The organism is Bacillus sp. A01H, assembly GCF_045277205.1.
Lineage (GTDB): Bacteria > Bacillota > Bacilli > Bacillales > Bacillaceae_G > Bacillus_A > Bacillus_A paranthracis.
This window is the reverse complement of sequence record NZ_CP117702.1, coordinates 4,767,176-4,784,045: the sequence shown is the minus strand read 5'-3', so window position 1 is coordinate 4,784,045 and position 16,870 is coordinate 4,767,176. Positions and strand designations below refer to the sequence as shown.

18 protein-coding genes and 1 pseudogene are annotated in these 16,870 nt (G+C 41.5%); 14 read left to right on the top strand and 5 right to left on the bottom strand.

The genetic code is table 11. From position 1 onward, the window contains the following. Positions 1-128: 128 nt before the first annotated feature. Positions 129-1,358 carry an IS110 family transposase gene (locus PSR14_RS25380; RefSeq protein WP_098487274.1) on the bottom strand — a complete coding sequence of 410 codons (1,230 nt, stop codon included), beginning with the start codon at positions 1,356-1,358 and terminating at the stop codon, positions 129-131. Between the two features lie 370 nt (positions 1,359-1,728). On the opposite strand from PSR14_RS25380, the gene PSR14_RS25375 reads away from it, so the two are divergent. The 3 genes from PSR14_RS25375 (at position 1,729) to PSR14_RS25365 (ending at position 7,398) form a co-directional block, all read left to right on the top strand. After that, a complete protein-coding gene (locus PSR14_RS25375) occupies positions 1,729-5,181 on the top strand; it encodes a beta strand repeat-containing protein (RefSeq protein WP_406644079.1) in 3,453 nt (1,150 codons plus the stop codon). 173 nt (positions 5,182-5,354) lie between these two features. Then, positions 5,355-6,368 carry a GTP 3',8-cyclase MoaA gene (gene moaA, locus PSR14_RS25370; RefSeq protein WP_098487690.1) on the top strand — a complete coding sequence of 338 codons (1,014 nt, stop codon included), beginning with the start codon at positions 5,355-5,357 and terminating at the stop codon, positions 6,366-6,368. A gap of 16 nt (positions 6,369-6,384) precedes the next feature. Then, the gene (locus PSR14_RS25365; RefSeq protein ID WP_046198214.1) at positions 6,385-7,398 is read left to right on the top strand and encodes a molybdopterin-synthase adenylyltransferase MoeB; all 1,014 of its coding nucleotides are present in this window, start codon (positions 6,385-6,387) and stop codon (positions 7,396-7,398) included. A 38-nt stretch (positions 7,399-7,436) separates the two neighbouring features. Here PSR14_RS25365 and moaC read toward each other — a convergent pair whose 3' ends face one another. Then, positions 7,437-7,922 (bottom strand): cyclic pyranopterin monophosphate synthase MoaC, encoded by a 486-nt coding sequence (gene moaC / locus PSR14_RS25360; protein WP_000094141.1) that lies wholly within the window; start codon positions 7,920-7,922, stop codon positions 7,437-7,439. An 83-nt stretch (positions 7,923-8,005) separates the two neighbouring features. Between moaC and moeA the strand changes: the two genes are divergently transcribed. From moeA to PSR14_RS25325, 7 genes and pseudogenes are all read left to right on the top strand, one after another. Next, entirely contained in the window at positions 8,006-9,295 is a 1,290-nt protein-coding gene (gene moeA, locus PSR14_RS25355; protein ID WP_000229678.1) for a molybdopterin molybdotransferase MoeA, read from the top strand. Continuing rightward, positions 9,265-9,780 carry a molybdopterin-guanine dinucleotide biosynthesis protein B gene (gene mobB / locus PSR14_RS25350; RefSeq protein ID WP_048557779.1) on the top strand — a complete coding sequence of 172 codons (516 nt, stop codon included), beginning with the start codon at positions 9,265-9,267 and terminating at the stop codon, positions 9,778-9,780. Before moeA ends, mobB begins: the two co-directional genes overlap by 31 nt. Next, positions 9,777-10,241 (top strand): molybdopterin synthase catalytic subunit MoaE, encoded by a 465-nt coding sequence (moaE, locus tag PSR14_RS25345; protein ID WP_048557780.1) that lies wholly within the window; start codon positions 9,777-9,779, stop codon positions 10,239-10,241. The genes mobB and moaE overlap by 4 nt, the downstream gene beginning before the upstream one ends. 2 nt (positions 10,242-10,243) lie before the next feature. Continuing rightward, complete coding sequence (gene moaD, locus PSR14_RS25340) at positions 10,244-10,477, top strand: molybdopterin converting factor subunit 1 (protein ID WP_000621789.1); 234 nt, start codon at positions 10,244-10,246, stop codon at positions 10,475-10,477. A gap of 94 nt (positions 10,478-10,571) precedes the next feature. Next, entirely contained in the window at positions 10,572-10,991 is a 420-nt protein-coding gene (locus PSR14_RS25335) for a DUF3888 domain-containing protein (RefSeq protein WP_000717661.1), read from the top strand. Between the two features lie 36 nt (positions 10,992-11,027). Next, positions 11,028-11,885 carry a glucose uptake protein GlcU gene (glcU, locus tag PSR14_RS25330; protein ID WP_000350871.1) on the top strand — a complete coding sequence of 286 codons (858 nt, stop codon included), beginning with the start codon at positions 11,028-11,030 and terminating at the stop codon, positions 11,883-11,885. A 13-nt stretch (positions 11,886-11,898) separates the two neighbouring features. Continuing rightward, a pseudogene (locus PSR14_RS25325) lies at positions 11,899-12,680 on the top strand (glucose 1-dehydrogenase). 72 nt (positions 12,681-12,752) lie between these two features. Here the strand turns inward: PSR14_RS25325 and PSR14_RS25320 are convergent. After that, entirely contained in the window at positions 12,753-13,247 is a 495-nt protein-coding gene (locus PSR14_RS25320; protein ID WP_001998466.1) for a CarD family transcriptional regulator, read from the bottom strand. Positions 13,248-13,502: 255 nt separating this feature from the next. Here PSR14_RS25320 and PSR14_RS25315 point away from each other — a divergent pair, with 255 nt between their 5' ends. Next, on the top strand, positions 13,503-13,739 hold the full coding sequence (locus PSR14_RS25315) for a DUF2553 family protein (RefSeq protein WP_000533800.1): 237 nt from the start codon (positions 13,503-13,505) through the stop codon (positions 13,737-13,739). A 1-nt stretch (position 13,740) separates the two neighbouring features. Continuing rightward, positions 13,741-13,923 carry a sporulation protein Cse60 gene (locus tag PSR14_RS25310; protein ID WP_000621751.1) on the top strand — a complete coding sequence of 61 codons (183 nt, stop codon included), beginning with the start codon at positions 13,741-13,743 and terminating at the stop codon, positions 13,921-13,923. A 34-nt stretch (positions 13,924-13,957) separates the two neighbouring features. Here the strand turns inward: PSR14_RS25310 and PSR14_RS25305 are convergent, their stop codons facing one another. Beyond that, entirely contained in the window at positions 13,958-14,185 is a 228-nt protein-coding gene (locus tag PSR14_RS25305) for a DUF3973 domain-containing protein (RefSeq protein ID WP_000498984.1), read from the bottom strand. 424 nt (positions 14,186-14,609) lie between these two features. On the opposite strand from PSR14_RS25305, the gene PSR14_RS25300 reads away from it, so the two are divergent. Both PSR14_RS25300 and PSR14_RS25295 read left to right on the top strand, forming a co-directional pair. Next, positions 14,610-15,041 carry an SRPBCC domain-containing protein gene (locus tag PSR14_RS25300; RefSeq protein ID WP_000437669.1) on the top strand — a complete coding sequence of 144 codons (432 nt, stop codon included), beginning with the start codon at positions 14,610-14,612 and terminating at the stop codon, positions 15,039-15,041. Continuing rightward, on the top strand, positions 15,042-15,365 hold the full coding sequence (locus PSR14_RS25295; protein WP_000098837.1) for a helix-turn-helix transcriptional regulator: 324 nt from the start codon (positions 15,042-15,044) through the stop codon (positions 15,363-15,365). 31 nt (positions 15,366-15,396) lie between these two features. Here the strand turns inward: PSR14_RS25295 and PSR14_RS25290 are convergent, their stop codons facing one another. Next, positions 15,397-16,833: an MDR family MFS transporter gene (locus PSR14_RS25290; RefSeq protein ID WP_095843191.1), complete on the bottom strand. Its 1,437-nt coding sequence runs from the start codon at positions 16,831-16,833 to the stop codon at positions 15,397-15,399. Positions 16,834-16,870 lie beyond the last annotated feature (37 nt).

Here is a 16,870-nt window from a genome sequence, read left to right as displayed (position 1 = left end):
AACTTAGAAATAACAAAGTTTAAAGTTGTCAAAGGTCAATTTGTTTAAAAAAGGCATCACAAAACTAAACCAGTAACGAATGTAATTTACTGGAAAATAATGAAAGGTAGCGATGACAAAATTTTATGTCATTCTTTCACACACCTTCCAGGCGTAAAAAGTTGGTGGCTACGTAGTAGCGCATCCACCAATCGCACAAATTTTCTTGCGGTTAGAACGAGTGCACGTTTGTGTTGATGTTTTGGTACTTCATTATATTTTTTCACGTAATACTCTTGATAATCTGATACATGCTTTCTTACTGAATTGGCGGCTTCAACTAAGTAATAACGCAAGTAATGATTACCTGTACGGGATAATGAAGTATCTTCGGCTGTAAAACGACCGGATTGGTGCTTTCGCCAGTATAATCCAGCGTATTTGGCTATTTTTGTTTCATCGTCAAATCTTTCGATTTGGCCAATTTCAGCAATGATACCGGCAGCGAAAACAGGGCCTACTCCAGGAATAGATTCAAGTGTTTGGGTCAAACCAGCCATGATTTTTTTAATAGACTTTTCTAATTCCTTGATTTGCTGTTGAAACGTACGAATGACTGCGATGGATGTACCTAAGATGACATCTATTGAATCTTCTACAACCTTATCCAAGCGATAAGAAACTTTCACAGCTTTGTGAATGGATGCTGCTACGCATTTTGGATCACCAAAACGGTTTCGACTTTTTTTCTGTAGGAACTCAGCGAGTTCTTCTAAAGGCATATTAGCGAGTTCCTCTAAGCTGAATTTTTCAAGAAATAGTTCTGTCATGGCGCTACCGAATACGGAAGTATCCACCTCTTGTGAAAATGTATTACATTTAAAACTTAGGTGTTGAAGAAAGTGTTGTTTTTCTTTCGTTAACATTTTGACAAGTTGGTATCGTGATCGAGTTAATTGCTGCAGTGCCACGTACTGGCTTTCTTTTACGATAGACATTTGATTACGGCCAAATCGTAAGTAATCAGCAATGACAAAGGCATCAATCTCATCGGTTTTATTCATGTCAGAATAACTTTTCTTAAAATTTGCGACTTGCTTTGGGTTTAGGAGAAATACTTTTGCTCCAAAACGCTGTAAATCTATATCATGGTGAAGAAACATAGAAGGATGAAAGCTGTAAACAGAGGTGGATTCTAGACCAATCTTAAGGATGTCGACCTCTTTACCTGCAACACACTGTAATAATTTTTCTTTGAGTGTAGTAGCTCCCGGTAGGTCATTACTGACCGAAAAAGAATCCAGTTTTTCTCCATCACCATTTAAAAAGCAAACTTTCATATCAAACGAACTTACATCTAAACCAACAAATAATCTCATGTAAGAGACCTCCCTTCTATATTAGAATCATTTCTTGGACGTCTCGAGATATCTCTAGTGTGTACGCCGACCAACAACCTCGTGTATGAGAGCTAGTCCTGAATCGAAAGCCGCCCTAGAGCTACTATCATCTAGGTTCGAGGGTCAGGCTGCTCAGCCTGCGAGTAGGGAGTCCCGCACGTTCACTGAGAAACACTCTTCAAATGTGGTAAATCCACAGGAGGTGAAAGAATTGTCCCAAATGATCCTAAAATCATTATCTAGAAATATCTTGGGACGTCCAAGTATTTTTATTTATAGGGCTCTTATTAAGAAGAAAATCTAAGCCTGTAATAGGGCTTAAATATTAATATACGAGGTGGTGGGAGTAGTGGAAGGAAATGATGAAAATTTAAAAATAAAAAGGTCGATACATTCTAATTTTAAGTTATCACCAGATCTTGTTGGTCCTACTTTTCCTCCAGTGCCAACTGGAATGACAGGGACGACAGGGCCGACGGGGAGTACCGGAGCAACCGGAAGTACGGGATCAATGGGAGTAACAGGTCCAACCGGAAGTACGGGAGCGACGGGAAGCACGGGAGCCACGGGAGTAACAGGCCCAACCGGAAATACAGGAGTAACGGGAAGTACGGGAGCGACAGGAAATACAGGGGCAACGGGAGATACGGGTCCGACCGGAAGTACGGGAGCCACGGGAAGCACAGGCCCAACCGGAAATACAGGAGTGACAGGAAATACAGGAGTGACAGGAGATACGGGATCAACAGGAAGCACGGGTTCAACGGGAGTAACAGGCCCAACCGGAAGTACAGGAGTAACGGGAAGTACGGGAGCGACAGGAAATACAGGGGCAACGGGAGATACGGGTCCGACCGGAAGTACGGGAGCGACGGGAAGCGCGGGAGCCACGGGAGTAACAGGCCCAACCGGAAATACAGGAGTAACGGGAAGTACGGGAGCGATAGGAAGTACAGGAGCCACGGGAGTAACAGGCCCGACCGGAAGTACGGGAGCGATAGGAAATACCGGGGCAACAGGAGATACGGGCCCGACCGGAAGTACAGGAGCCACGGGAGTAACCGGCCCAACCGGAAATACAGGAGTAACGGGAAGTACGGGAGCGACAGGAAATACAGGGGCAACGGGAGATACGGGTCCGACCGGAAGTACGGGATCAACGGGAGTAACAGGCCCAACCGGAAATACAGGAATAACGGGAAGTACGGGAGCGATAGGAAATACAGGGGCAACGGGAGATACGGGTCCGACCGGAAGTACAGGAGCCACGGGAGTAACAGGCCCAACGGGAAGTACGGGAGCCACGGGAAGTACGGGAGCGACGGGAAGTACGGGAGCCACGGGAAGTACGGGATCAACAGGAAGCACCGGCCCAACCGGAAGCACGGGTTCAACGGGAGATACGGGTCCAACGGGAAGTACCGGATCAACTGGAAATACCGGAGCGACGGGGAACACTGGTCCAACGGGAAGCACCGGCCCAACAGGAAGCATGGGTTCAACGGGAGTAACCGGCCCAACCGGAAATACAGGAATAACGGGAAGTACGGGAGCGATAGGAAATACAGGGGCAACGGGAGATACGGGCCCGACCGGAAGTACAGGAGCCACGGGAGTAACCGGCCCAACCGGAAATACGGGAGTAACGGGAGCAACGGGAAGTACGGGATCAACAGGAAGCACGGGATCAACAGGAAGCACCGGCCCGACCGGAAGTACGGGAGCAACGGGAGTAACAGGCCCAACCGGAAATACGGGAGTAACCGGAGCAACGGGAAGTACAGGAGCAACAGGAAATACAGGATCAACGGGAAGCACCGGCCCGACAGGAAGTACAGGAGCCACGGGAAGTGCAGGAGCAACAGGAAATACAGGATCAACGGGAAGCACCGGCCCAACCGGAAATACGGGAGCAACGGGAAGTACAGGAGCAACAGGAAGTACAGGAGCAACAGGAAGTACAGGAGCAACAGGAAGTACGGGAGCAATAGGAAGTACGGGCCCAACAGGAAGTACGGGAGCAACGGGAGTAACAGGCCCAACCGGAAATACAGGAGTAACGGGAAGTACGGGAGCGATAGGAAATACCGGGGCAACGGGAGATACGGGTCCGACCGGAAGTACGGGATCAACGGGAAGTACGGGAGTAACAGGCCCAACCGGAAATACAGGAGTAACGGGAAGTACGGGAGCGACAGGAAATACAGGGGCAACGGGAGATACGGGCCCAACAGGAAGTACGGGAGCCACGGGAGCCACGGGAAGCACCGGCCCAACCGGAAATACAGGAGTGACAGGAAATACAGGAGTGACAGGAGATACGGGATCAACAGGAAGCACCGGCCCGACCGGAAGTACGGGATCAACAGGAAGCACAGGCCCAACAGGAAGCACAGGTTCAACGGGAGTAACAGGACCAACGGGAAGTACAGGAGCGACAGGAAGTACAGGAGCGACAGGAAGTACGGGATCAACGGGATCAACGGGAAGTACGGGATCAACAGGAAGCACCGGCCCAACCGGAAGCACGGGTTCAACGGGAGATACGGGTCCAACGGGAAGTACCGGATCAACCGGAAATACGGGAGTAACGGGAGCCACGGGAAGTACGGGACCAACAGGGAGTACAGGAGCAACGGGAAGTACAGGAGCAACAGGAAATACCGGATCAACGGGAAGCACCGGCCCGACAGGAAGTACAGGAGCAACGGGAAGTGCAGGAGCAACAGGGAGTACCGGCCCAACAGGAAGCACCGGAGCAACAGGAGAAACGGGTCCAACAGGAAGTACCGGAGTAACAGGAAACACCGGTCCAACGGGGAGTACCGGCCCGACAGGAAGCACGGGATCAACAGGAAGCACCGGCCCAACAGGAAGCACAGGTCCAACCGGAAATACGGGAGTAACCGGAGCAACGGGAAGTACAGGAGCAACAGGAGATACCGGAGCAACGGGAAGTACAGGAGCAACAGGAAATACCGGAGCAACGGGAAGCACCGGCCCGACAGGAAGCACAGGATCAACAGGAAGCACCGGCCCAACCGGAAATACGGGAGTAACCGGAGCAACGGGAAGTACAGGAGCAACAGGAGATACAGGATCAACGGGAAGCACAGGTCCAACAGGAAGCACCGGAGCAACGGGAGATACGGGTCCAACAGGAAGCACCGGAACAACGGGAAGTACTGGCCCGACCGGAAATACCGGAGCAACAGGAAGTACGGGAGCGACAGGAAACACGGGTCTAACGGGGAGTACCGGCCCAACCGGAAGCACCGGAGCGACAGGAAACACGGGTCCAACAGGAAGCACCGGAGCAACGGGAAGTACTGGCCCGACCGGAAATACCGGTCCAACAGGAGACACGGGAGCGACCGGGGCGACTGGAGTTAGTACAACTGCAACGTACGCGTTTGCGAATAATACATCAGGAAGTGTTATTTCTGTTTTGTTAGGTGGCACGAATATTCCGTTACCAAACAATCAAAATATTGGACCGGGAATAACTGTTAGTGGTGGGAATACTGTATTTACAGTTGCAAATGCAGGGAATTATTATATAGCCTATACAATTAATTTAACAGCAGGTTTACTTGTGAGTTCCCGTATAACTGTAAATAGTAGCCCACTTGCGGGAACGATAAATGCTCCGACAGTAGCTACCGGTTCATTTAGTGCAACAATCATTGCTAACTTGCCTGCTGGAGCTGCCGTTAGCTTACAATTATTTGGAGTAGTTGCGTTGGCTACATTATCGACGGCAACGCCAGGAGCTACTTTAACGATTATTAGATTAAGTTAATAAGGAGAAAACCTTGGGGCTTTTATGCTTCAAGGTTTTTTATCTCCTTATTTGTATGTAGTCTCATTGATTAGGAAAGTTTTACTTTATTCACATGAGTAAAAACATCGCAGTTCGAAAATATATTATAATAGAATGAAAAGAAAGAAATTTGGCAGAAAGGGAGGGTGGCGATGCAGGAGATGGTTACAGATTTTTTTGGACGCCCACTTCAAGATTTGCGCATATCTGTCATTGATCGTTGCAATTTTAGATGTACATATTGTATGCCAGCGGAAGTGTTTGGGCCAGATTATGCTTTTTTGAAAGATGAGTTTTTACTGATGTTTGATGAAATTGAGCGTTTAGCAAAACTATTTGTGAGCATCGGTGTACGAAAAATTAGACTTACTGGTGGCGAGCCACTACTTCGTAAAGATTTAGCAAAACTTATTGCACGTCTCGTGAAAATTGACGGGCTATTAGATATAGGGTTAACGACCAATGCAATTCATTTAACAAAGCAAGCAAAAGTATTAAAAGAAGCTGGATTACATAGAGTAAATGTTAGTTTGGATGCAATAGATGATGATGTATTTAAGGCTATTAATGGCCGGAATATTAATACGAAACCTGTTATAAAGGGAATTATGGCTGCAAAAGAGGCTGGGCTTGATGTAAAGGTAAACATGGTTGTGAAAAAAGGGATGAATGATCATCAAGTACTTCCGATGGCTGCGTATTTTAAAGAGCAAGGAATCCCGCTTAGGTTCATTGAGTTTATGGATGTTGGTAGTACAAATGGATGGAATTTTGATCAAGTTGTTACGAAGCGAGAGTTAATTGAGATGATTCATCGCGTGTATCCGCTTGAGCCAGCTGAAGCGCATTATTTTGGTGAAGTTGCGAAGCGATATCGTTACGTTGGAACAAATGTTGAAGTCGGTTTTATTACTTCTGTTTCTGAGTCCTTTTGTTCCTCTTGTACGAGAGCGAGAATTTCAGCAGATGGAAAGTTTTATACTTGCTTATTTGCGACAGAGGGACTCGACCTAAGGGAACTTCTTAGAGGAAATCTTTCGGATGAGGAGTTAGTAAGCGTTATACAAGATGTATGGATGAATAGAAAAGATAGGTATTCGGATGAACGGACAGAAGAAAGTGCGAAAAATCGTCCGAAAATTGAAATGTCTTATATAGGGGGATAAGAAGGGAGGCTATCGTATGCAGGAGCGATATTCAAGGCAAATATTATTTTCTGGTGTTGGAGAAGAAGGACAGAGAAAAATTAGAGAGAAGCATGTGCTTATTATTGGTGCTGGAGCTCTTGGTGCAGCAAATGCAGAAGCGATTGTTAGAGCAGGTGTTGGAAAAGTAACAATTGCGGATCGTGATTATGTAGAGTGGAGTAATTTACAAAGGCAACAATTATATACAGAAGAAGATGCAAAGCAGTATAAACCGAAGGCGGTAGCAGCGGCAGAGCATTTAAAAGCGATTAATTCTGAGGTGGAAATAAATCCGGTTGTGACGGATGTAACAGTGCAGGAAATGGAAGAGTTAGTGAAGGGTGTAGATTTAATATTAGATGCGACAGATAATTTTGAAACGCGTCTTCTTATTAATGATATTTCACAAAAGTATAATATTCCATGGATATATGGTGGTTGTGTCGGAAGCTACGGAGTAACGTATACAATTGTACCAGGAAAAACACCGTGTTTCCGCTGTTTAATGGAGCATCCAGCAAGCGGAGCAACATGTGATACGGCTGGTATTATACAGCCGGCGGTGCAATTAGTAGTTGCGCATCAAATAACAGAAGCGTTGAAAATATTAGTAGAAGACTATGGGGCGCTTCGCGAAACGATGTTATCGTTTGATCTTTGGAATAATCAACAGATGGCATTTAAAGTGAATAGACAGAAAAAAGAAACGTGTTTATCTTGCGGAAGATTACGTACATATCCGAGTTTAACATTTGAAGCACAAACGAAAACAGAAGTGTTATGTGGACGAAATACAGTACAAATCCGTCCAGGTGTGCGGAATGAATTTAATTTAGAAGAAATTAAAAAGCGCTTACAAAGAAGTGTGGATGTAAAGGCTACTCCGTATTTAGTATCGTTTCTGGTAGAGGAATTTCGTTTTGTTTTATTTACAGATGGCAGAGCTTTTATTCATGGGACGAATGATATAAATGTAGCAAAACGTTTATATGCAAGATATATAGGTTGAACCTAAAGGGAAGTCCTTTAGGTTCAACAGGGAGAAGGTTAAGACTTTCTCGTATAATCTCCACTTTTTCCACCTGTTTTTTCAAGTAAGTACGTTTCGCCAATAATCATACCTTTATCAACAGCTTTACACATATCATACACAGTAAGGGCAGTAGCGGAAGCAGCTGTTAAAGCTTCCATTTCAACACCGGTGCTACCTTCTGTTTTAACTTTTACTTCAATCAGTAATCGATATTGTTCATCAGATTGTTTCCAATCGAAAGAAACGTCAACACCTTTTAATAATAAAGGATGACACATTGGGATAATATCAGAAGTGCGTTTCGCAGCCATAATACCAGCGATTTGTGCAACTGCTAATACGTCACCTTTCCCGATTTCATTATGAGAGATTTTATCGTAAATTTCTTTTGTAACGACAATGCTAGAGCACGCAATTGCTGTTCGAACGGTTGCTTTTTTGTCGCTTATATCAACCATTTTCGCGCGTCCTTGGTCATTAAAGTGTGTGAATGAAGACATGGAATTCCTCCTTGAAGTAATTTCTATTTAATATATAAAGTTTAATCGAGATAAAAAAAATTGCAAATATGGGGTGAGAAACGATGGTAGAAAAACGAATTCCGATTCAAGTTGCTGAGGCAGTAGAGAGAGTAATGGAATATGCGAAAATTGGTGAAGTAGAAGAAGTTTCTATTACGGAAAGTTACGGGAGAATTCTTGGGGAGGATGTTGTCTCTGATCATGACGTTCCTCATTTTGATCGTTCTCCTTACGATGGTTTCGCAATTCGAGCGGAAGATACGAAAGAAGCAAATCAAGAGAATGCAATTGAGTTTGAAGTAATAGGAGAAATCGGAGCGGGGTCTGTTTTTCTAGATACAGTAGGATCTTTTCAGGCGGTTCGTATTATGACAGGAGCAGCTATTCCAGCGGATTGTAATGCAGTTGTAATGCTAGAACTGACGGAAGGCTTTGAGAAGAACGGAAAAACATATATGAAGTTAAAGCGTCCTTTTCATAGTGGCGACAATGTGTCATTTAAAGGGGAAGATATAAAACAAAATCAAGTTCTCGTTCAGAAAGGTGTTGCAATTAATCCAGGTGTTGCGGCCTTATTAGCGACGTTTGGATATAGTACTGTGAAAGTTGTAAAACAGCCTGTTGTTGGTATTGTGACGACAGGAAGTGAATTGTTAGAAGTACATGAGTCGTTACAGCCGGGGAAAATTAGAAATAGTAACTCTTATATGATTGCTGCTCAAATTATGAAAGCCGGAGGTAAAGTCCGATATTATGGCCAACTTGCTGACGAGTTAGATGCATGTTTTACAGCTGTTCAAGCAGCGATGGATGAAGTTGATATTTTAATTACGACAGGCGGTGTGTCGGTAGGAGATTATGACTACTTGCCAGCTATTTATGAAAGATTACAAGCGAATGTACTCTTCAATAAAATAGCGATGAGACCAGGAAGTGTAACGACTGTAGCTGAAGTGGATGGAAAGTTACTTTTCGGTTTATCAGGGAATCCGTCAGCTTGTTACGTAGGATTTGAGCTATTTGTGCATCCAGTTATAAAAACATATTTGAATGCGAAAGAACCTCACATATATAGAGCAGATGCTATTTTACAAAAAGATTTTCCAAAGCCGAATCCGTTTACTCGTTTTGTAAGAGCAAAGGTGACAATTGTGGACGGGGCATTACAAGCGATGCCGGTCGGTTTAGATAAATCGAGTGCGGTATCTTCACTTGCAGATGCGAATGCTTTTATTGTGTTGCCTGGAGGAACGAGAGGCTTTGAGGCAGGGATGAAAGTGTCTGTATTATTGTTAGAGCACGCTGAGGGATGTGATTGGCCATGGGCAAAGCCCCTTCAATCTTACAAATAGTAGGGTATCAAAATAGCGGGAAAACAACACTTGTAGAGAAAATTGTACATGCATTAGCTGTACGGAAAATAAAAGTTGCTACGATTAAACATCACGGGCATGGAGGGTTTCCAGAAGTAGCGCAAAAAGATAGTGAAAGGCATAGAAAGGCCGGTGCTGTCGTAAGTAGTGTAGAAGGCGCTGGATTACTTTCATTGTCGTCATTAAGAGAGGAATGGTCCTTGCAAGAAATTATCCGTTTATACGAGTTTTTTGAAGTGGATACAATTTTAATTGAGGGCTATAAAAAAGAGAGCTATCCGAAAGTGGTGTTACTTCGTTCTGAGGAAGACGTTGAACTTTTACATAAAGTAGAAAATATAGTAGCAGTTATTACGTGGTATGATGCTCCTGCAAACTTACGAGAAGAATATAAAGTATTTCATATAACAGAAGAAAAATTGTACATAGACTGGTTTTTACAAACGGTAAGGAGTGCGAAATGAAAAATACGTATTATGAAGTAATTGATACAGAAATTTCAATTGAAGAAGTAGCGAATAAGGTTATTCGCCGCGAATGTGGTGCTGTTACAACATTTATTGGAACGGTTAGAGAGTTTACGAAAGGGCGTCGTACATTATACTTAGAATATGTCGCTTATAAAACGATGGCAGAAAGGATGCTAGAGAAAATCGGATCAGAAGTGAAAGAGAAATGGCCAGGTACACACGTTGCGATTACACATCGCATCGGTACACTGCAAATTTCTGATATTGCGGTTGTTGTGGCTGTTTCAACGCCGCATCGTAAAGCGGCTTATGAAGCAAATGAATATATTATGGAACGCATAAAACAAATTGTTCCGATTTGGAAAAAAGAGTTTTGGGAAGATGGAGACTCTTGGATTGGCGATCAATTAGAAAAAACGCCATATCCGGCGGGAGAGCCTGGGAAGGAGCTATAAGTATGATTCGAGTATTGTTATTTGCGAACTTGCAAGAAGAAGCAGGAAGAAGTGAATTACAAATAGAGAAAGAAAGTATTACGGTTGCAGAGTTAAAAGATGTTATTGCAAAAGAATATAATGTACCAGTCACAGAACCAATTATGGTTGCGATTAATGAAGAATATGCAAATGAAGATGATACAATTCAATCTGGTGATGTTGTTGCACTAATCCCACCAGTGAGCGGTGGTTAATATTGGATTCATTAAAACGACTTTCCTATATAGGGAAAGTCGTTTTTTTTATGGCGTTTTTGAGAACACTAACGTATAGAACAAGGAGGGCGTTATGAAAAAAATATGTGTAATGCTAACAATGATATGTTCTATCTTTTCCTTTTTGCCAAGTTATTCTTTGGCAAAAGAATCGAATGAACAACTTTTAGAAAGTGCATTATTAAATCGATATTATTCTGTGATAAGACAAGTGACAGAAGATCAATATGAATGTGCTTCAGTTATCAATATAAAGCGTCTCGGCAAGAATGGTGAGTTCGTTCCTAGATATGAAGTGACGCTACAATTTCTTACATTTCAAGGAGCACATAATCCGCCAAATGATAAAGTTACGCTTACTTTGGAAGATTATTTAGATCACGTAAGGATAAAGAAAGTGGAGCGAGAAAAGAATGTTTCTGGTGCTATTGCAGAAAAAATTTGTGAAAGGGAAAAAGAAAAAATAAAAGCTCACTCTACTGATTCAGAGTGATAACCTATGACATTTAGTAAAGAAAGGTAATGAGCAATGGATATATTTTTAGCGATTTTACCAGCTATATTTTGGGGAAGTATTGTGCTATTTAACGTAAAACTGGGCGGGGGACCGTATAGTCAAACGCTCGGAACAACGCTTGGCGCGCTTATTTTCTCGATTGTTGTTTATATTTTTATGAAACCAGTATTGACTCCTACTGTTATCGGAGTTGGTATTGTGTCAGGTTTATTTTGGGCGCTTGGTCAGGCGAATCAATTAAAAAGTATTGATTTAATGGGCGTTTCAAGGACGATGCCCATTTCAACAGGACTTCAATTAGTTGCGACAACTTTATTTGGAGTCATCGTATTTCATGAGTGGTCCACAACAATATCAGTCGTCCTTGGTGTATTAGCTCTCGTTTGTATTATTATTGGTGTTATTTTAACATCTCTTCAAAGTGAAGAAGAAAAGAATGCAGAGCAAGCGGGGAATTTTAAAAGGGGTATTATCATTTTATTAATTTCAACAGTCGGTTATTTAGTTTACGTAGTAGTGATTAGACTGTTTAACGTAGATGGTTGGTCAGCTTTGTTACCACAAGCAGTTGGTATGGTGTTAGGAGGGATTTTGCTTACTTTTAAACATCATCCATTTAATAAATATGCAATACGAAATATTATTCCAGGATTAATTTGGGCAGCTGGAAATATGTTTTTATTCATTTCACAGCCGCGTGTTGGAGTGGCAACAAGTTTCTCGTTATCGCAAATGGGAATTATTATTTCGACACTTGGCGGGATTCTTATATTAGGTGAAAGAAAAACGAAACGCCAATTAACGGGTATTGTTGTCGGTATCGTTTTTATTATCGCAGCCGGAATTATGCTAGGTATAGCAAAAAGTTAAAGGAGGTATGGAAATGTATAGTGATTTAGCAGGAAAGGTTGTCGTTATTACAGGATCAGCAAGTGGTCTTGGAAGAGCAATGGGGGTAAGGTTTGCTGAGGAGAAAGCAAAGGTAGTGATTAATTATCGCTCACGGGAGTCAGAAGCGAATGATGTGTTAGAAGAAATTAAAAAGGTAGGCGGAGAAGCGATTGCTGTAAAAGGTGATGTGACGGTCGAATCAGATGTGGCGAATCTCATTCAATCTGCTGTGAAAGAGTTTGGTACGCTTGACGTTATGATTAACAATGCAGGGATAGAAAATGCGGTACCATCGCATGAAATGCCGCTTGAAGGAATAGGGTAATTAACACAAATTTAACAGGTGCTTTTTTAGGAAGCCGTGAAGCGATTAAATATTTTGTAGAACATGATATTAAAGGATCTGTCATTAATATGTCGAGTGTTCATGAGAAAATTCCGTGGCCATTATTTGTGCACTATGCAGCAAGTAAGGGTGGTATTAAACTGATGACAGAAACGTTAGCGTTAGAATATGCACCAAAAGGTATTCGAGTAAATAATATAGGGCCAGGTGCAATTAATACGCCGATCAATGCAGAAAAGTTTGCTGATCCTAAAAAACGTGCTGACGTAGAAAGTATGATACCGATGGGCTACATCGGAAAACCAGAAGAAATTGCAGCAGTAGCAACTTGGCTCGCTTCTTCAGAGGCGAGTTATGTAACGGGCATTACGCTATTTGCAGATGGTGGAATGACGTTATATCCATCGTTTCAAGCTGGGCGTGGGTAATAGAAAAGGACGAAGAGATAAAACTCTTCGTCCTTTTTTTACAAAAAAAAATAGCGGCCAGCTATTTTAAATTTAGTGATTAATTGTATCTTGAAGATATTCTGTTGCTTGATGTTCAGAAACATTTTGCACGAGTGCAACTTCACTAATCATCATTTTTCGGGCGTTATCTAGCATTTGTTTTTCGCTCGCATTTAAAGCTCTCTCTTTATTGCGGCGAAGTAAATCCCGAACAACTTCTGCACTATCTTGCAGATTGCCGTTTTTCATTTTTTCCATATTCATTGTATATCTTTGTTTCCAGGAAAGTGATGTATCTGATTCCCCGTTTTGAAATTCAAGAAGTATATCATCTAACGTACCTTTATCTACGATATAACGAATACCTGATTTTTGTAATTGATCCATCGGAAGCATTACTTGCATATCCTTACTAATGATACGTATTACACAATATTGACGTATTGTTCCTAATATTTCTTTCTCTTCAATGGCTTCGATGACTCCTGCGCCGTTCATTGGATAAACGATTTTATCACCAATTTGAAACAAATCATCCACCTCCATATGTGGTAACCATCTTTAATGATAGCATAAGTGAATGGAAATGTCAAATTTTATATAATACCATAATAATTATATTTGAGTCAATAAGTAAAAGCTCTTTTTATATATATTTTTTTTGCTTTTATTTATGGATGATTTTTTTAGAAAAATAGTACAGGCGGAGAAAGGAGGCATATCCACTTATTTTTAAGCATAAAATGTAAAATCGCTAATACAATATACCTAAATCCGTTCTTTGCAAAGGAGGGAGAGAAGGTGGGGCGCACAATAAAAATTGATATTACAAATAAAGTGGTAGCTAAATTTAGACCAGATTATTTGGAATTGTATACGAGTAAATTTATGATAGGTAAGTTTTATGTCTATACTGAAGGTAAACAATATGTGTTAGAAGACGGATATATATATGAAGACGGAAAGTTTTATCGCATCATAGATACGCACCGTGGCAATAATCAAGCGGCGGAGGGCTGCGATCTAGGATGGTGTTAACATGATTCGTGTAAAAGTGTTTGATGAAAGTCACGAAAAAGACTTAGAAGACGCTGTAAATGTTTTTTTGAAAAAGATTGATGATAGTAACTTTGTAGACATTAAGTACCAAGTCGGTGTTTCTATTAACGATGACGAAAACCAAATTTATTGTTTTTCAGCAATGATCGTTTATAAAGCATAAAAAAGAGCTGGATGAGCCAGCTCTTTTTTATGCTTTATGTTGGGACAACATGTGTCGGTAATACGTTCATAATAGATTGGGTTGCGCCTAATTTCTTTGTCGTTAAAAGAGGCTCCCCTGTCTCATGATTTTGGGCATCTTTACACATACCAAGGTGATAACGATCACCTAAAAATGGATCAATATAAAAACCGTTTTTGAATACTTTATCATTCGGATGTTTTTCATGGTGAATATCAGAGCAGTTAATGCAATAGAACATAGCGTTCAACCCCTTTTTATTTTTGTTTGAAAAAAGTGAGTCGGTAGTCATTTCGCTCCTAAGGAAATGTTGAGGAGAAGAGAAATAACTACCTACTCAAATGGTGGGCATATTCCTTCTGATTTTTCATATCTCGCGTAGTGTCCCTGAGGGAAGGAGGAGAGACGAAATACGCATGATATACGTAAGGCGCTTCTTCCAAGATGAATGATGGAGTTTCATGTTGAGAGAAGTTTTTATTTTTTGTTGCCTTTGTGAGTATATTATGAGGAAATGTTCGGAGGGTGTTTGTCCTGTTGAAAAAATGTTGAGAATTTCTCAACAGTAAAAAAGAGTTAGCGTTGACATGAAACTAAAAGGTGTTATATTATCGAAGTGTAACCAAAAGGTGTTATATTTGAATGCCGAATAAAGGAGAATGGAAATGGAACAACAACATACATTAACTGACATTAAACAAACGATCGTTTTTAACGCGTCTATTCAAAAGGTGTGGAATGTAGTATCAACTGCAGAAGGGATTGCCTCATGGTTTATGCCAAATGATTTCGTATTAGAGGTAGGACATGAATTTCATGTACAATCACCATTTGGACCATCACCATGTAAAGTATTAGAAATCGATGAGCCAAATCATCTATCTTTTTCATGGGATACAGATGGCTGGGTTGTTTCATTTCATCTGAAAGACCTAGGAGATAATAAAACAGAATTTACGTTAATTCACGGCGGCTGGAAACACCCTGATGAAATTCTTCCGAAAGCGAATGCGAAGAGCTCTATTATTCGCGACAGAATGAGCGGAGGCTGGGTAGCGATTGTAAATGAAAAACTGAAAAAGGTTGTCGAAGGCTAAGTGTCCTCATCAGCAGCGAAATATGATGTGTTTCAAGCAATTGCTGATCCAACCCGCCGAGAAGTAATACGGTTATTAAGTGATAAAGAGTTACCGATTTCCAAAATAACGGATCATTTTCCGATGAGTCGTACTGCGGTTGTAAAGCACCTTCATATTCTTTCAGAAGCGAATTTAGTAAGTGGAAGAAAAAGCGGAAGAGAGAAAATATATCGCTTGCATCCAGAACCATTAGAGGAATTACAACAGTGGCTCTCGTATTATGAACGTTTTTGGGATAATAAATTGTCCATGCTGAAACATATTGTGGAGAATGAAGAGTAAAAGAGGATGACCATTTTGGTCATCCTCTTTCTTATTGCTCACTCGTTTGTGTAGCGGGCTTTAATAAAAGCCAAGCGATAATTAATGTACATACTGCCAATACAAAAGTACTCATATAAATGACGTGTACACTTGATGCTAATGCGGATTGCGATTCGGTTACTACGTTTGTTGTAGTACCTCCATGTCCGCCAGATACAAGATCAAGGTTTTTAATACCACGTGCGTGAATCATCGTATTGAAGATTGTGCCAAATACTGCCGCACCTAATGTTTGGCTAAATGTATTGATAAATGTGTTTAAACCTACTGCTGTCCCGCGTGTTTGAGCTGGTACGGCAGCTTGAATTGTTACCATATAAATAGGTGTTACAAGTCCCATTCCTAAGCCGAATAATCCGACTGCCACATAAATAAGGAACGATGGTGAATGTGTTGATAATGTAAATAATAAGAACGTAGCGACTGATAAAATGCTAGCCCCAAGTAAAATGATTTGTTTCGTTTTTAATTTTCCTACTAAGTTACCAGAGAAAATAGCTCCAAATGTCCACATAACAGGGATTGGCATTAAAATAAGTCCGGCTTCTGTTGCATTTTTTCCTAATACACCTTGGCTCCAAATTGGAAGGTACATTGTAATACTAATAATCATTGCGCCAGCGATAAGCGTTAATATATTAATCGTAGATAATGTACGGTTAGAGAAAAGTGCTAGCGGAATTAATGGTTCCGGAGATTTTTTCTCGATGAATAAGAAAATAATGAATGAAACGACGGCGAAGATTAATAGGCCGATAATTGTTATATCTCCCCAGTTTTGCTTACTGCTACCTGTTAATAATGCGTATAGTAGAGCAATCGTACTTAGTGAGAATACTGTTGCACCAAGATAGTCGATATGGTGCTTAGCAGGCTTAATAGATTCTTTGTAGTAAATGGCAATCATTAAGCAAGCGATAATTCCAAATGGAACGTTTAAGAAGAAAATATAACGCCAAGAAAGAGAATCAACTAAAAATCCGCCGACTAATGGTCCGATAACACCTGAGACACCCCAAACAGCACTTATCCATCCTTGTGCTTTTGCGCGGTCTTTCGCTTCGTCATATAAGTCACCAATGATTGTCATAGTAATTGGCATGACAGCACCAGCACCTAAACCTTGAAGGGCACGAAAGACGATAAGTTGTTCCATCGATGTAACGACACCGCAAAGTGCAGAACCGACTAAAAAGATTGTAGCTCCAATAAGTAAAACTTTTTTACGGCCAAATAAATCAGCTAGCTTTCCGTATATTGGAGTTGAAACCGCTGTGGCAAGCATGTAAATTGCGTAAACCCAGCTAACAAGTTCAACGCCGGATAAATCACTCGTTATACGAGGGATCGCTGTACTAACAATCGTTCCTTCTACAGCAGAAAGAAACGTCATTAGCATTAAAGACATCATGACTTTTTTTCTCATATGTTTTCCCCTTACCCTTTTTCAAATATTCAACAAT

Coding starts and splice junctions, on each gene's coding strand:
- PSR14_RS25310 (WP_000621751.1), top strand. CDS start 13,741: ATGATTCGTGTAAAAGTGTTTGATGAAAGTCACGAAAAAGACTTAGAA.
- PSR14_RS25305 (WP_000498984.1), bottom strand. CDS start 14,185: ATGTTCTATTGCATTAACTGCTCTGATATTCACCATGAAAAACATCCG.
- PSR14_RS25365 (WP_046198214.1), top strand. CDS start 6,385: ATGCAGGAGCGATATTCAAGGCAAATATTATTTTCTGGTGTTGGAGAA.
- PSR14_RS25320 (WP_001998466.1), bottom strand. CDS start 13,247: ATGGAGGTGGATGATTTGTTTCAAATTGGTGATAAAATCGTTTATCCA.
- moaA (WP_098487690.1), top strand. CDS start 5,355: ATGCAGGAGATGGTTACAGATTTTTTTGGACGCCCACTTCAAGATTTG.
- moaE (WP_048557780.1), top strand. CDS start 9,777: ATGAAAAATACGTATTATGAAGTAATTGATACAGAAATTTCAATTGAA.
- PSR14_RS25300 (WP_000437669.1), top strand. CDS start 14,610: ATGGAACAACAACATACATTAACTGACATTAAACAAACGATCGTTTTT.
- PSR14_RS25290 (WP_095843191.1), bottom strand. CDS start 16,833: ATGAGAAAAAAAGTCATGATGTCTTTAATGCTAATGACGTTTCTTTCT.
- glcU (WP_000350871.1), top strand. CDS start 11,028: ATGGATATATTTTTAGCGATTTTACCAGCTATATTTTGGGGAAGTATT.
- moaC (WP_000094141.1), bottom strand. CDS start 7,922: ATGTCTTCATTCACACACTTTAATGACCAAGGACGCGCGAAAATGGTT.
- mobB (WP_048557779.1), top strand. CDS start 9,265: ATGGGCAAAGCCCCTTCAATCTTACAAATAGTAGGGTATCAAAATAGC.
- moeA (WP_000229678.1), top strand. CDS start 8,006: ATGGTAGAAAAACGAATTCCGATTCAAGTTGCTGAGGCAGTAGAGAGA.
- PSR14_RS25380 (WP_098487274.1), bottom strand. CDS start 1,358: ATGAGATTATTTGTTGGTTTAGATGTAAGTTCGTTTGATATGAAAGTT.
- moaD (WP_000621789.1), top strand. CDS start 10,244: ATGATTCGAGTATTGTTATTTGCGAACTTGCAAGAAGAAGCAGGAAGA.
- PSR14_RS25335 (WP_000717661.1), top strand. CDS start 10,572: ATGAAAAAAATATGTGTAATGCTAACAATGATATGTTCTATCTTTTCC.